The 15,242-nt window shown below is 64.3% G+C and carries 13 protein-coding genes; 3 read left to right on the top strand and 10 right to left on the bottom strand.

Features of this window, described 5'->3' with window-relative positions; translation table 11 throughout:
- Positions 1 to 71: 71 nt before the first annotated feature.
- Positions 72 to 1,046 carry a 2-hydroxyacid dehydrogenase gene (locus J4P02_RS20275; RefSeq protein WP_426193506.1) on the top strand — a complete coding sequence of 325 codons (975 nt, stop codon included), beginning with the start codon at positions 72 to 74 and terminating at the stop codon, positions 1,044 to 1,046.
- 7 nt (positions 1,047 to 1,053) lie between these two features.
- Here the strand turns inward: J4P02_RS20275 and J4P02_RS20270 are convergent, their stop codons facing one another.
- The gene (locus tag J4P02_RS20270) at positions 1,054 to 1,953 is read right to left on the bottom strand and encodes a DMT family transporter (protein ID WP_426193504.1); all 900 of its coding nucleotides are present in this window, start codon (positions 1,951 to 1,953) and stop codon (positions 1,054 to 1,056) included.
- A gap of 144 nt (positions 1,954 to 2,097) precedes the next feature.
- On the opposite strand from J4P02_RS20270, the gene J4P02_RS20265 reads away from it, so the two are divergent.
- Positions 2,098 to 3,003 carry a helix-turn-helix domain-containing protein gene (locus J4P02_RS20265; protein WP_426193502.1) on the top strand — a complete coding sequence of 302 codons (906 nt, stop codon included), beginning with the start codon at positions 2,098 to 2,100 and terminating at the stop codon, positions 3,001 to 3,003.
- Positions 3,004 to 3,028: 25 nt separating this feature from the next.
- Here the strand turns inward: J4P02_RS20265 and J4P02_RS20260 are convergent, their stop codons facing one another.
- The 9 genes from J4P02_RS20260 to J4P02_RS20220 form a co-directional block, all read right to left on the bottom strand.
- Entirely contained in the window at positions 3,029 to 4,093 is a 1,065-nt protein-coding gene (locus J4P02_RS20260) for a hypothetical protein (protein ID WP_426193500.1), read from the bottom strand.
- On the bottom strand, positions 4,093 to 6,528 hold the full coding sequence (locus J4P02_RS20255; protein WP_426193498.1) for a TonB-dependent siderophore receptor: 2,436 nt from the start codon (positions 6,526 to 6,528) through the stop codon (positions 4,093 to 4,095). Before J4P02_RS20255 ends, J4P02_RS20260 begins: the two co-directional genes overlap by 1 nt.
- 204 nt (positions 6,529 to 6,732) lie before the next feature.
- Positions 6,733 to 8,436 carry a bifunctional metallophosphatase/5'-nucleotidase gene (locus J4P02_RS20250; RefSeq protein WP_426193496.1) on the bottom strand — a complete coding sequence of 568 codons (1,704 nt, stop codon included), beginning with the start codon at positions 8,434 to 8,436 and terminating at the stop codon, positions 6,733 to 6,735.
- A 128-nt stretch (positions 8,437 to 8,564) separates the two neighbouring features.
- Positions 8,565 to 9,209, bottom strand: a complete 645-nt coding sequence (locus tag J4P02_RS20245; protein ID WP_426193494.1) for a MotA/TolQ/ExbB proton channel family protein — start codon at positions 9,207 to 9,209, stop codon at positions 8,565 to 8,567.
- A 28-nt stretch (positions 9,210 to 9,237) separates the two neighbouring features.
- Positions 9,238 to 11,478: a TonB-dependent receptor family protein gene (locus J4P02_RS20240; protein ID WP_426193492.1), complete on the bottom strand. Its 2,241-nt coding sequence runs from the start codon at positions 11,476 to 11,478 to the stop codon at positions 9,238 to 9,240.
- Between the two features lie 43 nt (positions 11,479 to 11,521).
- A complete protein-coding gene (locus J4P02_RS20235) occupies positions 11,522 to 12,283 on the bottom strand; it encodes an energy transducer TonB family protein (RefSeq protein ID WP_426193490.1) in 762 nt (253 codons plus the stop codon).
- Positions 12,284 to 12,287: 4 nt separating this feature from the next.
- Entirely contained in the window at positions 12,288 to 12,695 is a 408-nt protein-coding gene (locus tag J4P02_RS20230; protein ID WP_426193488.1) for an ExbD/TolR family protein, read from the bottom strand.
- A gap of 168 nt (positions 12,696 to 12,863) precedes the next feature.
- Positions 12,864 to 13,853: a FecR family protein gene (locus J4P02_RS20225; protein ID WP_426193486.1), complete on the bottom strand. Its 990-nt coding sequence runs from the start codon at positions 13,851 to 13,853 to the stop codon at positions 12,864 to 12,866.
- Positions 13,850 to 14,425, bottom strand: a complete 576-nt coding sequence (locus J4P02_RS20220) for an RNA polymerase sigma factor (protein WP_426193662.1) — start codon at positions 14,423 to 14,425, stop codon at positions 13,850 to 13,852. The genes J4P02_RS20225 and J4P02_RS20220 overlap by 4 nt, the downstream gene beginning before the upstream one ends.
- Positions 14,426 to 14,726: 301 nt before the next feature.
- Here J4P02_RS20220 and J4P02_RS20215 point away from each other — a divergent pair, with 301 nt between their 5' ends.
- Positions 14,727 to 15,236: a sigma-70 family RNA polymerase sigma factor gene (locus tag J4P02_RS20215; RefSeq protein WP_426193484.1), complete on the top strand. Its 510-nt coding sequence runs from the start codon at positions 14,727 to 14,729 to the stop codon at positions 15,234 to 15,236.
- The last annotated feature ends 6 nt before the right edge of the window (positions 15,237 to 15,242 follow it).

The following is a 15,242-nucleotide window of genomic DNA, read 5'->3' as shown; positions in this document are numbered from 1 at the left end:
GCTTCTACGCATGCAGCAGCAAAAATGTTAGCTTGCTTGGCATTCTTTCCCGCCTGACGAGCCTTGCCGCGATGAAAAAGACCGTACTCGCCTTCAGCCGCATCACCCCCGCCATGACCGAACGCCTGCAACAGGATTTCGAGGTCATAGTGCCCAACCCCAAGCACGGGGATATTGCCGCGCAGTTCAATGAGGCCCTGCCCCGGGCCCACGGCCTGATCGGCGTCGGGCGCAAGCTGGGGCGCGCGCAGCTGGAGCACGGGGCGCAACTGGAAGTGGTGTCGAGCATCTCGGTGGGCTACGACAACTACGACCTGGACTACTTCAACCAGCGCGGGCTGATGCTCACCAACACCCCAGACGTGCTCACCGAAAGCACCGCCGACCTGGCCTTCGCCCTGATCATGAGCAGTGCCCGACGGGTGGCCGAACTGGACGCCTGGACCAAGGCCGGACACTGGCAGGCCAGCGTCGGCCCGGCGCTGTTCGGTTGCGATGTGCATGGCAAGACCTTAGGGATTGTCGGCATGGGCAATATCGGCGCGGCCATCGCTCGCCGTGGCCGCCTGGGGTTCGGCATGCCCATCCTTTATAGCGGCAACAGCCGCAAGAGTGCCCTGGAACAGGAGCTGGGCGCCCAGTTTCGCAGCCTTGAGCAGTTGCTCGCCGAGGCGGATTTCGTCTGCCTGGTGGTGCCCCTGAGCGAGCAGACCCGGCACCTGATCAGCCATCGCGAACTAGCGCTGATGAAGCCCGAAGCGATTCTGGTGAATATTTCCCGCGGCCCGGTGGTGGACGAGCCGGCGCTGATCGAAGCCTTGCAGAAGGGCCAGATCCGCGGCGCCGGGCTGGATGTGTACGAGAAGGAGCCGCTGGCGCAGTCGCCTTTGTTCCAGCTGCAGAATGCCGTGACCCTGCCGCACATTGGCTCGGCCACCACCGAGACCCGCGACGCCATGGCCGAGCGCGCCATCAGCAACCTGCGCAGCGCCCTGCTGGGCGAGCGCCCGCAGGACCTGGTCAACCCGCAGGTGTGGAAGGGTTGAAGCCTGCTCAGGCGGTGGCCGCCTTGGCCATCACCTGCGGCTTGGGTTTGCGGAACACCAACAGGTTGCCCAGCATCACCGCCACCAGCCCGGCCAGGGCCGGGGCGGTCCACTGGTAGCCTTCGGCAAAGGCCGAGACATTCAGCGCCACCACCGGGAACAGCACGGTGCAATAGGCCGCCCGCTCCGGGCCCATGCGCCCCACCAGGGTCAGGTAGGCGGTGAAGCCGATCACCGATCCCGGAATCACCAGGTACAGCAGCGAACCTATGTAGCGCGTGCTCCAGTCCACTTCGAAGGCAATGCCCTGGCTCAGGCAATACAACGCCAGCATCCCAGCGCCGTAGGCCATGCCCCAGGCATTGGTGGTCAGGGGCTTGAGCCCGGCCTTCTGCTGCAGGCTGGAGAGCATGTTGCCCGCCGAGAAGCACAGGGTGCCCAGCAGCGCCAAGCCCAGGCCCAGCAGGGTTTGCGGGCTGGCACTATGGCTCACCAGTTCCGGCCAGAACAGCAACCCCAGGCCCAGCAGCCCCAGGCCGCCGCCCAGCAGCACGTTGCGGGCAATTCGCTGGCCGAAGAACACTCGGGCATTCAGGGCGTTCCACAGGGTTGCGGTGGAAAACACCACCGCCACCAGGCCGCTGGGAATCCATTGGCTGGCGTGCAGAAAACACATGAAGTTGACACAGAACAGGCACAGGCCCTGGGCCAGGCAGATCAGGTGGCCACGGCGGTTCATCGGTTGCAGCTTGCGCGCCAGCAGCAGGATGACGAACAGCACCAGGGCCGCCAGGGCAAAGCGATAGACGATGGACACCGGAATCGCCACCACCCCCAGTTGCAGTTTCAGGGCGATCCAGGTGGTGCCCCAGATCAGCACGGTGAGCAAATACAGCGATAGGTTCATGGCGCGACTCCTTGGTAAGGCGCACAGTTTCCCGCCCCGCCCGCTGCCCGCGCTTGCATAAACTTGCGCTTTTTATCGGCGCCGGGCTGGCAGCGCGGGCGTCTGGGAGTAGGATGCGAAACACCAGCAGTTGAAGTACCCACCATGCCCGCCCTGGATACCCTGCAAGTTTTCCAAGCCCTGAACCGCTCGCCCCATGCTCGCCTGGAGCACAGCGCCGAGCTGGGTGACGGCTTGTCCGCGGCCTTGTGGAGCAACCACCACGACGCCCAGGAGTACCAGGCGCCCAGCCATCACACCCTGTCCTGCTACATCGCCGGCGGCACCGGCACCTTCCGCCGCGACCGGCCGGGCAGCAAGGGCGCGCCGGGCAAGCTGTGCATCTTGCCCGCCGAGCACCAGTCGGCCTGGGTGATCAATGGCGAAATCCGCCTGGCCCATGTGTATTTCAGCCCCGAGCAATTCGCCCTGGGCTGCGTCACCCTGCTGGACCGCGAGCCCCGGGCGCTGCAACTGCGCGAAAGCACCTTTCTCGACGATTCGCAGCAGACCTTGCGCTTTGGGCAGTTGATCCGCCTGAACTGGGAGGAGCCCGGCGAGCGCCTGTTGACCAGCAGCCTGGCCCACGAAATGCTCAGCCATGCCCTGCTCAACCAGGTGGGCCTGCGTCAGGGCCTGCGCTTGAAAGGCGGCTTGGCCGCGCACCAGCGACGGCTGCTGGTGGACTACATCGACAGCCAGCTGGACGCGCCGCTGAGCCTGGGCCAGTTGGCCGGCTTGTGTGCCCTTTCCGAGTACCACTTCGCTCGCATGTTCCGTGCAAGCTTCGGCCTGCCGCCCCACCAGTACCTGCTGGCCCGGCGCCTGGGCCGGGCCCGGCAACTGCTGCGCCACAGCCACCTGCCCTTGGGCGAGATTGCCCTGGCCTGCGGCTTTTCCAGTGCCAGCCACTTCACCAACCGCTTTCGCCAAGCCCTGGGCGCTACGCCCGGCGAGTACCGGCAGGCTCTGGGGGCAGCGCCAAGTTTCAAGCGGCAAGCGCCAAGCTGAAAACTGCTTGCCGCTTGCCGCTGGCTTAGGGCGCCAGGGTGAGGATGCTGAAGGTGTTGGCGTGGAACAGCGGGTCCGGCTTGGGTTCCTCGGGGCTGGCGGCCGGCTGGGTGAAGTCCATGGCCGCCAGGTACACCCGCCGACTCTGGGGATCGAACGCCATGTTGTAGGCCATGGGTTGGGTACTGACCGTGCCCAGGGGCTGATAGTGGTCGGCATCCAGCTGGGCGATGACACTGAGGTTGGCGTCCACCCCGCTGGCAATCAACAAGCGCCTGGCCTCGGGGTCGTAGGCCAGGGCGTTGACGTCACGGCTGATTGGCAGGCGGGCCTGCAGCGCGCCGCTGTCGCGGTCGAGCACCAGCAGCAGCGGCCGTTCGCCACGGCAGGCGACGAACAGACGCCCGCGCTGCTCATCCTGGGCCAGGGCGCTGGGCCGCTGGCATTCGGGATACTGCCAGCGATCCAGCACCTTGAAGCTGCTGGACGACAGCCGCGCGAGGGTGCCCTCATCGCGCATCGGCAGGAAAAAGCTGCCGTCGCCCTTGAGCAGCAGCGGGTCGATCTTCTTCACCGCCAGCTCGTGGGCAGCGGTGATCCGCTCCTCTTTGGGATCAAAGACAAACAGCGTCGAACGATCAGCCCGGCGCCCGCTGACAATGATCACCTGTCCGGTCTTGGGTTCGTACACCGCGCTGTTGAGATTGCTTTGAGTCACGGCGATGCGCTTGAGCGGCTTGAGTGTGGATAACTGCACCACTCCCAGGCTGCCGTCGGTATTGAGCACCAGCAGCCGGTCCAGTTCGGGCACCAGCACCACGCCATTGGCGCCGACCGAATCGTCAAGGGTGCGCAGCGGACGCTGCTTGGCCACATCGAACACGCTCAGGCCGTTCTCCCGTCGCGCCAGGTACAGATAAGGCCGGCTCGGGTCCAGGGTGATGAATCCCCAGCTGCTACCAGAACCCGGCAGCAGGGTCTGATGCTCGCGGTGGTACAGCCGCGTATCCGCCGGCGCCACCACCGGCTGCGCCGCCTGGGCCACGCCGGCAAAAGCCAGGGCCAGCCACAGCAGGTTCCAGGTCTTCATCAGAACTCCAACGTGCTGGACAGCGACACCTGGCGCGCATCGCCCATGGAGACGAAGAGCTTGCTGGCCGAGGAGGTGTAGTAGGTCTTGTCGAACAGGTTCTTCACATTCAGCTGGAACTTGACCTTCTGCCCTTCGAGCTTGGTGTCGTAGGTGGCGAAGGCATCGGCCACGGTGTAGCCCGGCAGGTCGAAGCTGTTGGGTGCATCCCCGGCGCGCTCGCCCACATAGCGGGCACCGGCACCGACCCGCAGGCGGTCGCCACCCAGCAGGCTGCCGAAGTCGTAGACCGCCGACAACGAGCCGCTGTGCTTGGCCACGTTCTGCAATTGCTTGCCCTTGTACTGGGTGTCCTTGGTCACTTCGGCATCGGTGTAGGCGTAGCTGCCGATCAGGCTCCACTGATCGCTGAGCTGGCCGGTCAGGTCCAGTTCCAGGCCCTGGGAATGCACTTCACCGGCGACGCTGGTGACGGTCTCGCTGGCCGTGGCGGTGGTCACCAGCACATTGCGCTTGGTGATATCGAACAGCGCCGCGCTGGCGGTGATGCGCCCGGGGATATCCAGCTTGGCCCCCAGTTCCCAGGACTTGGCCTCTTCCGGTTCAATGGAGCCGTCGAGCACCGCGGTGCCACCGGCCAGCTGGGCGATGCTGGAGTTGGGCTTGAACGACTCGGTGTAGCTGCCATAGAACGACAGCTGCTCGGTGTAGCGATACACCAGGCCGGCACGGGGCACGAACTTCTGCCCGCTGCTGTCGGTGTTGACGTGGAACGGCCGCCCCTTGCCGGCGTACTGGTCGTATTCCTGGAAGCGTCCGCCGCCCACCAGGATCCACTGGTCGGTGAGGTGGATGGCGTCCTGGAAGAACAGCGAATCGCTGCGCAGCAGGTCGGTCTGGTCGCTGTCCGGGGCCCCGACGTTGGTGCCGGCCACTTGCTGGCCGTACACCGGGTTCAGGTAGTTGAAGCTGGTGGGGGTACCACGGATCAGGTCGGCGCGGTAGATCTTGCGGTACTCGTCATCCAGGCCGAACACCAGGTCATGCTGCATGCCCGCCAGTTGCACCTTGCCTTCCAGGCTGAGGGTGGCGTAGCGGTCGGTGGTCAGGGCGTCACGGGTGCCGTCCATGGTCCGGGTCAGGGTGCCGTTGTTATTGACCTTGGTGATCCGCACCTGGCTGGCGTCGTAGGTTTCGCGGTTCCAGCTGTAGCCGAAGTGGGCCTTCCAGTCGTCGTTGAGTTCGTGGTCGGCTTCAAAGCGGTACAGGTCCGAGCGCCCTTGCATATTGTTGAACGGCTCGTCCAGGCGCCGGCTGGCCGGGATATCCAGCGGGTGGTTGGTCTTGGGATCGATGGCCGTGCCGCGGTCGAACGGGGTGAGGAATTCGCGGTGCTCATAGGCCAGCAGCAGCTTGGTACGCTCGCCGTACCAGGCCAGGGACGGCGCCACCAGGGATTCGCGATGGGTGCCGAAATTGCGCCAGTAGTCTTCGTCTTCATGGTCGACGATCAGCCGATAGGCCAGCCCTGAATCGCCGATTGGCCCGGTGGTATCCAGGCCGCCGCCGCTGCCGTTCTTGCCCGAGCCGTAGGTCGAGCCACGCAGGGTCAGGGCCGTGGACTGCTGCAGCTCGGGCTTCTTGCTGACCACGTTGACCACGCCGCCCGGGTCCTGGATGCCGTACAGCAACGACGACGGGCCCTTGAGCACTTCCACCCGCTCCGCCGTGGCGTTCAACGCCCGACCCTGCACCACCGGCATGCTGTCACGCATGATCGAACCGTTGCGGTTGTCGCCAAAGCCGCGCAGCAGCACCGCGTCCTGGGTGCCGCCCAGGGTGTTGGTCTGGGTGATGCCGCTGACATTGGCCAGGGCATCGTCCAGGTTGCGCGGGGCTTGATCGCGCAGCACCTGGGCCGGCACCACGTTGATGATCTGCGGGATTTCCTGGTTCAGCGCCTGGGAGCGAGCCACCGAGGTGGTAGCCGGTGGCTGGTAGCTGGTGCTGTCATTGTTGCCCTGGGCGGTGACACTGATGGCCCCCAGGTTCACCCCGCCATTGCGTGGCAGAGGTTCGAGCACCAGGGTATGGGCATCACTGTGCCGGTAGGTGAAGCCGGAATTGCCCAACAGGCGTTGCAGGGCTTGCTCGGCACTGAGCTGGCCGCTGACGGCCGGAGCCTGGAGGCTGTAGGGCGCTTCATCGGTGTAGACCACGCTGATCCCGGTCACCCGGGTGAAGTCGCTGAGGGCCTGGGGCAGTGGCTTGGCGGCAATGGCGAAGTTGAACAGCGCACTGTGCTGCTCACTGCCGGCCTGGGCCGCGATGGCCACGCCGAGGGGCAGCAGCGCCATCCCTGAAACCACTAGCGCGGATGCGCCGAACCAGTTTTTGACCGAAACCTTTGCCGCCGAATTGACCCTGGACTTCATGCTTGAGACTCGCGTGGATAAGCGCCGTGAATGCGAATTAGTCGCACTTCCACGCATTACACGGATGTCGAACGCAAAGACCTCATCTGTTTCTGAAAATATTTTCGTCCCGGCCATTGAGCTGGGCCCTGACGGCGCCGGATGAACGCCTGGGCGACAGCTGTCGGGCTGCATCGCGGCGTGGCCGCCGCGATGCAGCAACCTCTAGTTGAGGCGCTGGATACGCCCGGCGCTGGTGGCGGAACCCGCAGGCTTGCCCTGCTGCTCCTGCGCCTTGAGGTAGTGCAGGGTGGCGTCCAGGTCGCTGACGCCCAGGTCGGCGCGATTGACGCCGCTCTTGAACAGGCTGAAACGATCGCCGCCATCGGCCAGGAACCCGTTCATCACCAGCCGGTAGTTGGCATCGGCGCGCAGCGGCTGGCCATTGAGCCGCACACTGCCCGGCACTACGCGGCTGTCCAGCGGGCGCAGGGCATCCCAGCGATAGCTGAAGCCCTGGGATACTTGCAGGATGTTGGCATCGTCCGCGGCCTTCCATTGCTGGTTGAGCACCTGCTCGATCTGTCGGCCATTCAGGTCGAAGGCGACCAGGTTGTTGTTGAAGGGTTGCAGGGTCGCCAGTTGCCCATAGTTGAGGCGGGTCTGTCCCGGTTCCAGGGTCAGGTCGCTGCGGATGCCGCCGTTGTTCATAAAGGCGATCTGCGCGCCGTGGGCCTGGCCGCCGGCCAAGTGGGCATCGGCAATCAGGTCGCCCAGGGGCATTTCCCCGGCCGGGTCTTCACGGCGGGTGATGGACGCCGCGCCAATCGCCGCCACCGGCTGTTGCAGCACCTGGTTGCTGCGGGCCTCCACCTCCTGTTGCAGGCGGGCCAGGGCCGGGTCCTGTGGATAACGTGCCGGATCGGCCACCAGGTTGAGTGCCTGGATAGCGGTGACCCGATGCTGCCCCGGGGTCACCTGCAAGGTCAGGTGAGTCAGCAGGTGGCCGTAGGAGTTGCCCTGGGTCACCAGCAGCGGCCCCACCTTGCACAGGTAGCCCTGGTGCGAGTGGGCGCTGATCAGCACGTCCACTGCCGGGTCCAGGCGCTTGGCCACATCGACAATATCGCCGCCCAGCTGCGAGCAGTCCTGCTTGTCGAACGGCTCCGGGGTGGCGCCGCCCTGGTGCACCACGGCAACGATGGCGTTGGCGCCCTGGGCCTTGAGCTCGGGGATCAGCCGGTTGATGGACTCGGCTTCATCCGCCACCTGCAAACCGCGCATGCCCTTGGCACTGACCACCGAGGCCACGTCCCGCAGCACGGCGCCGACAAAGGCCACCTTGACCCCGTGCACCTCTTCGATGCGATAGGCAGGCAGCAGCGGCTGGCCGGTGTCGCTGTCCATGATGTTGGCCGCCAGGTAGGGGAAGCCGCTGCCCGGGAAGTTCGGGCGGAACTGGCAGGCCTTGTCCGGCCGCGACGACTGGCAGCCGCCATTGAGCTGACGGAGGAACTCGGCCTTGCCGTTGTCCAGCTCATGGTTGCCGATGGCGCTGAGTTTCATGCCCATCTGGCGCAGGGCGTCCAGGGTCGGCTCGTCGGCCCACATGGCCGACAGCGGCGGGCTGCCCCCCACCAGGTCGCCGGCGCCGATAAACAGCAGCTGTGGGTCCTGCTGGCGCAACTGGTTGAGCATGCCGCCCAGGGTGGCGATGCCGCCGGCTTGCAGCTTGCGCACGCCGCCCGGGGCTTGAGGGTCCTTGTAGCCGAAGGGGTTGGCTTGCAGGTAACCGTGCAGGTCGTTGATGGCGACGATATTCACCGCCACCGGCTGCGGCTCGCGAGGCAGCGAACTGCAACCGGCCAGGGTCACCAGGGCCAGGCTCAGGGCCCCCAGCAAGCGGGGCGTGGGACGAAGACGCGACATAAAAGAAATCCTTGCAGAGTCGAAAAAAAACGCCGACGCAGGCCATGCTCAGTCGGCGAAGGGTGCAGGGAACCAGCACCGGCCTCGCCGTCGATCAGGGCCTGCGGCAGCGGCCGCAGATTAGACCATCAGGCAGGTTGCAGGCTGCCGTGGATGGCTTGCGGTGCTGGCGGGGTCTTCAGGGCTGTGCCCATGCCGGCGCGCAACAGGAGGATTTTCAGGTGGTCGGTGATGCGCTCCACCCGGTCCTGGAAGTGGTTGTGAAAGAGCATGCTGCCCAGTGCGATGGCGATACCCAGGGCTGTGGCATAGAGCGCAGTGCCGATGCCCTTGGACACTTCGCCCGGGTCGCTGACGCCGGTTTCGGCCAGGGCCTTGAAGGTGTCGATAATCCCCAGGATGGTGCCCAGCAGGCCCAGCAGCGGCGCCGCGGTCACCACGGTTTCCAGCAGCCACAGGCCATGCATCAGCTTGCTGCGGGTGGCGATGTAGATCGACTCGCTGAGGTCTTCCAGGTCCTTGTGGCTGGCCAGCCCGTGCTTGTGGGCAAACAGCTCGGCAACCATCTCCAGGGGCAGGCTGTTGCGTTCGCGCAGCTCGGCGGGCAGGTCGTCGACACTGTGCATCTTGGGGTTGAGCACGGTCTCCAGCTTCTTCGCCTGGCGCAGGCTGTAGCTGAAGTAGATGCCCCGTTCCACGGCGATAAAGGCGGCAATCGCGGCGGCGCCGTACATGGTGTAGAAGGTGATGTCGTGCAGCAGATTCATGTCCATCGTCATTTCCTCTTGTGCCTGATGCGAATCAGAACGCGGCTTCCAGGGAGACCATCGCGGTGCGTTCCTCACCGACGTTGTAGAAGGCGGTGCTTGGCGCCAGGCCATTGGTCTTCACCGAGTTGAACGATACGGTGCGCACCGACGCCAGGTATTCCTTGTCGAACACGTTGAGCATGGAGAAACGCAGGGTCGCGGACTTCAGCACCTTCTTGTCCACCGGCAGGTGAATACCGGCGTTGAGGTCGAACACCGTGCGCCCGGAGATCTTCTCGTCGTTGGTCAGGTCACCGTAGAAAGCCCCGACGTACTTGCCCACCACGTTGCCGTAGTAGCGCGAGTCGTCGTAGCCCAGGCTCAGGTTGAACATGTTCTGCGGAACGTTGGTCAGCTGTTTGCCGGAGGTCGGCAGCAGCACGTTCTTGTTGGTCAAATCGTCCATCTGCTCCGACTTGGTGTAGGTGTAGGAGGCGTAGTAGTTGAAGTTGTGCGGCAGCAGGCCGCTCCACTCCAGCTCCAGGCCACGGTTCTTCACCTCGCCGACGTTGGCCACCACATAGTCGCCATTGAGGTCGGTGGTGGAGATCTGCCGGTCCTTGAAGGTGATGTAGAACAGGGTCGCGCTGAGTGACATGGCGTCGTCGCTGTAGCGCCAGCCCAGCTCCTGGTTCCAGCTCAGCTCGGGTTTCAGGCTGATGGAATCGCCCTTGTTGTAGAGCACGTAGTTGGGCGGCGTACGCATATTGCGGGTGACGTTGTAGAACGCCTGGTTATTGGGGTCGATCTGGTACTTGGCGTTGAAGGTCGGCAGGAACTGGTGGTACTTGGCGTTACGCTTTTCCGGCTTGTCGGTGAGGCTGCCGAGGTTGTCGCCGTCACGCTCCACGTACTGGTAGGCCAGGGCCCCGGTCAGGGTCAGGTCCGGGGTGGCCAGCCAGGTGTCCTGGATCCACAGCTTCTGCGCCGGGGTCACGGTGTACTGGTGGCGGCCCTGCACGGTGGCGCCGTTGCGGTCCACCAACTGGTCGGAACCGTTGTAGTCGCCCCAGACATTCTCCGGTGCGCCATTGCCCTTGATGCCGATAAACGGCTGGGTCTGGCGCTGGCGAGCGCGCTCGTACCAGTAGCCGATATCCAGGCTGTGTTCTTCGTTGAGGTCCCACTTGAGCTTGGTGGTCATGCCGGGGCGCCAGGTCTCGGTCCAGGAGGGCCGGTAGTAGGTGCCGCTGGGCAGCCCGGAAAGGTCGTAGTTACCGGCCTTGCTCGAGGTGCTGGACAGCGTGGTGGCGGTCTGGCCGCTGAAGCTGCCGCCGTTGGACCACACGTAGTAGGGGTTGAAGGTCAGGCTCAGGTCGTCACGCAGTTGGAAGCGCTGGGTCACCGAGGCGGTCACGCTCTCGAAGGGGTTGCGGTTGAGCTTGTAGGACTGGGACACGCTGCCGTTCTTGAACACGGTGCTTTCCGAGTAGTCCACCCGCCGGCCCAGGGTCTGGAACTGGGATTTGCTGACGCTGTTGTAGTTGTAGTTTTCCTGCTTGTTGTACTTGACGATGGCTTGGGTGGAGTTGCCGTTGCCGTCTTCGAACAAGGTGCTCCATTCGATCTTGTCGGCGCGCAGGGTGCCCTTGCCCTTCCACTTGTCGCCTTCGGTATGGGAGGCCGAGACCCAGGTCTTGAAGCCGCCCAGGTCGCCGGTGTTCAAGCGGGCGAAGGTCTTGCGCACATTGTTGGAGCCGACCGACTGCTTGGCGAACACGCCGAAGTCCTTGGTCGGGCGGACGGTCACCAGGCCGATGTTGCCACCACTGGAGCCGATGTGCGGGCCATCGGCCTCGGACGAACCCTGGGTGACGAAGACTTCGCTGAAGTTCTCCGGGTCGCCCATCAGGTTGGGGTAGATGCTGTAGTCACCGGAGTCGTTGATCGGGAAACCATCGGCGGAAAGCCCGACCTGGTCGGAGTTCATCCCGCGCATGCTGAAGTTGGTGCCACTGAGGCCCGTGGCATCGGTGCTGGAGACGTTGATCCCCGGGGTGTACTTGAGCTTGTCCACCGCGTTGGCGGTGGGCGCCATCTGGTCCATGGCTTCCTTGGTCACGGTAGAGCGGCCCTTGGCGCTTTCTTCCTTGATCATGTGGCCATTGCCCAGGCTCTGTTTACCGGCAACATTTACCGCACCAACGTCGACAGTGTCGTCGGCCAAAACCAATGGCGCAAAACTGCCCAGGCCCGATGCCAGAAGCAGGGCATAAAGTTTATTGATCTTCACGGGTCAATCCCTTGCTTACAACTTTCGTTAATAGGTGATGGGTTTATTCCACGTTGTAACTAAAGGTCGCGGTAAAACGTTGCTTGTTCTTGCCGGAGAAGGCCTCCGAGGGGAACGGCGAAACTTTCTCCACGCGGCGCAAACTGGTTTGCGCTGCGCGATTGAGCAACATGTTCGGCGCCTTGTTTTCGATGCCACTGTCGAGCACGTTGCCGGCCCGGTCGACTTCCAGCCAGATCACCACATCGCCCTGGGGACGTTGTAACGAGGCCTCGCGGCCGCTGGGGTATTGCTTGTGCTTTTCCAGTTCCTTGCGCAAAGCGGCGGTGTACAGGCTTTCCTTGATGGCACTGCTGGGCGCCGCCGGCGCGGGTGCCGGAGCGGGCGCGGGTGCCGGCTGGGGCGCCGCGGCCACCGCAGGCTGAGGTGCTGCGGAAGCACTCTTGGCCACTTCCACCGCAGGCGCAGGCTTGGGTGGCTGGGGCTTGGCCACCAGCGGCTTGGGCGTGGGCGGCTTGGGCTTGACCAGCGGCTTGGGCTTGGGCGGCTCGATCACCAGCGGTTCTTCGTCCGGCACCACCACTGGCGGTTCCGGCTCGATGGGCAACGGCTCGGGTTCCGGCGGCGGCGGTTCGGCCACGGCCAGCAGTTCGCTGGCATCCACCAGGGCGATTTCCACCGTGCTTTCGTCATACACCGGCTTGATCTGCAACTGTTGCAACTGGCTGCTGTAGATCACCACCAACAACAAGCCGGCCGGCAGCAGGCACGCAAGCCACTTGCGAGTTCTATATAAATTGAACATGGCGTCAGGACTTGCGTGTAGCGATGGAGACGGAAGAGAAGCCATTGCCCTTGAGCAAGTCCATCACCGAAACCAGGCGCTTAACTTCCACGCCCTGATCGCTGTTGATAATGATCACCAACTTTTCAGCGCCGTTATTCAGCACTTTAAGTTGCGCCAGCAGTGCAGTTTCATCCAGATCATGGCCGTCGAGTTGCAGGCGTTCCTGCAGGCCCAGGGTGATCACTGCCTTATTCTGCGGCTTGAGTTGTTGCGCGGTACTGGCGACCGGCAATTGAGTCTTGATTCCCACGGCGGGAATCACGTTGAGACTGATGAGTACGAAGAACACCAGGAGAAACATCATCACATCGATCATCGGGATGATTTCGATATGGGCCTTCTTCTTTTTAGCGACATCCCAGCTGCGCATCGATTTGCTCCTGCTTCAGCCATCCCTCCCTTGTGAGAGCTGAATCACAACCCTCGCCGATCCTGACCATGTGCTCAGGAATGCGCAGATGATCCGCGCATCATGTAACGGTTTAGTGACAGAACGGAGTGATATCGATGAATGTTCGGGAGCTCTGGGGCGGGCTTTTCAGCGCAGGACGAGCAATCTCCCGAGCACCTTGTGCTGCTGGAAGCCGAGCACCGCCTGCAAGGAGTCGAGCACCGCTTGCGGGTCCTGGCTGGAGAAACTGCCGCTGACCCGGCGCGTCGCCAGCTGTTGATCGAGCAGCAGGATGCGCCCGGGGAAATAGCGCCGCAGGTCTTCGACCACCTCGGCCAGGGGCGCGTGATAGTAGTTCAGCCAGCCCTGGCGCCAGGCCAGTTGCGCTTCGCTGTCGACCCCGTGCTGGGGCTGCGCCTGGCCCTGGCTGTAGGCCACTTGCTGGCCAGCACCCAGTACTTGCTGCGGCGCGCCTTGGGCGGCCCTGACCCCGACCCGCCCGGACAGCACCGTGACCATGGCCCCGGATGCTTGCCGGCGCACTTCGAACTGGGTGCCCAGCACCCGTGCCTCGCCCTCCCCGGCCGCCACCACAAAGGGCTGGCCGGTGTGGCTGACGCTGAAGAACGCAGCGCCGCGGCGCAGCTGTACATGACGCTCGCCCTGGCTGAAATCCACGGCGATGGCGCTGTCGGCATCCAGGGTCACCTGGCTCTGATCGGCCAAGGTCACTGTGCGTACCTGGCCCGGCGCCGACACGTAATCGGCACCCAGGTCGTCGACCCAGCGACCCGGCTGCCAACCGGCACCCAGGGCCACCACCAGCAGCACACTGGCGGCCATGGCCAGCCCCGCCGACCAGCGTCGCCGGGCGCGATTCCGGGCCCCATCCATGGCGCGCAGCAGGCCCTGCAGGGCGAAGGCGTCTTCGCCCGCCAGGGTGCGCGCCGGCTGCTCGCTCAACTCCCACAGCACCTGGGCCTGGGCATAGGCTTCGACATGCGCCGGGTCGGCCTTAAGCCATTGGCTGAAGGTGGCCTGGTCGCCGCTGCTGGGCTGATCGTGGAGCAGGCTCAGCCAGGCCAGGGCGGCCTGCTCTTGGGCAGGCGTGGGGGTAACACTGGCGCTGTGGTTCACGGTGCATTCCTTGGCGTGCGCGGGGTCGAGGGTTCCCGCAGGCTGGCCTTGCAGGCTTCGAGGGCGCGCATCATATGTTTTTCCACTGCGCTTTGGGACAGGCCCATGGCCTTGGCGATCTCGGCGTACTTGCGCCCGTGGATGCGGTTGAGCAGGAAGATCTGCCGGGTACGCTCCGGCAAGCTGCGCAGGGCGGCCTCGACGTGACGCAGGTCGTTGCCGGCTTCCAGGGCGGCCTGGGGCTCGCTGCCCTGGTTGTCCTGCTGCTCCGGCAGCCAGCCTTCGCTGACCCGCACCCGGGCGCCTTCGCTGCGCAGATGGTCGATGGCGATATTGCCGGCGCAGCGCAGCAGGTAGGTGCTGAGTTCTTCGACCTGCACCAGGGGCCGGCGCCAGAAACGCAGGAACAGGTCCTGCACCAGGTCGGCGGCAGTGGCTCGGCAACCGACTCGGCGGCTGACCAGGGCTTCCATCTGCGAGCGCTGGGAAAGGAACACCTGGAGGAAGTGCGCACGGCTGCCCGGCAGATCGGCAGGGTCCAGGTCGGCGGAGGCCGGTGGTCGGCTATTGATCACGGGCTTCAGCCTTGCGCCAGGGCCGCAGGCAGCACGACGCGAAACCGCGAAGCGAGGGCCTGGGGAGGGGAAGCGGAAATTGCACCGAGCTTGCTTTTCAACTGTGCACCTGAGCGCGAAAGGGAGCCTGCACATTGTGGCGAGCCCCGGACAAAACTGGCGGACGATATTAATGATAAATATTCTCATACGCAAAAAGCGTCGACGAAAGCGCTGCGCTTCCGTCAGCCTACGCTGATTGCCGAACGCCCTGTCGCACCACTACAATGCGAACAATTCTTGTTCTCTTATGCGCCAAATGGGTGCAGGAGTGTCCGGCTTGTCCCATAGCGCTAGCGTCGAAGGCCTTTATCAGGACCATCACCTCTGGTTGAACAGCTGGTTGCGGCGCCGGCTCGGCTGCCCTCATAGCGCCGCCGACCTGGCCCAGGACACCTTTATCCGTGTGCTGGGCGCTCGGGAAACACCCGCCCTGGTCGAACCCCGGGCGTTTCTCACCACCATCGCCAAACGGCTGTTGTGCAACCACTACCGACGCCAGGACCTGGAGCGCGCCTACCTGGAGACCCTGGCCCAGATGCCGGAGCAGGTAGCACCTTGCGAGGAAGAGCGGGCCATTATCCTGCAGACCCTGATGGAACTGGACGCCTTGCTCGATGGCCTGCCACCGCCGGTGAGGCGGGCCTTCCTGCTGTGTCAGCTGGACGGCCTGACCTACGCCGAAATAGCCCGGGAATTGAATATCTCGATTGCCACGGTCAAGCGTCACCTGAACAAGGCGGCCATGCGCTGCTATTTCGCCCGGTGAGCAGCG

Source organism: Pseudomonas sp. NFXW11 (assembly GCF_049887815.1).
Lineage (GTDB): Bacteria > Pseudomonadota > Gammaproteobacteria > Pseudomonadales > Pseudomonadaceae > Aquipseudomonas.
Note: the sequence above shows the minus strand (reverse complement) of the source record. Positions and strands in the feature narration are given on the sequence as shown.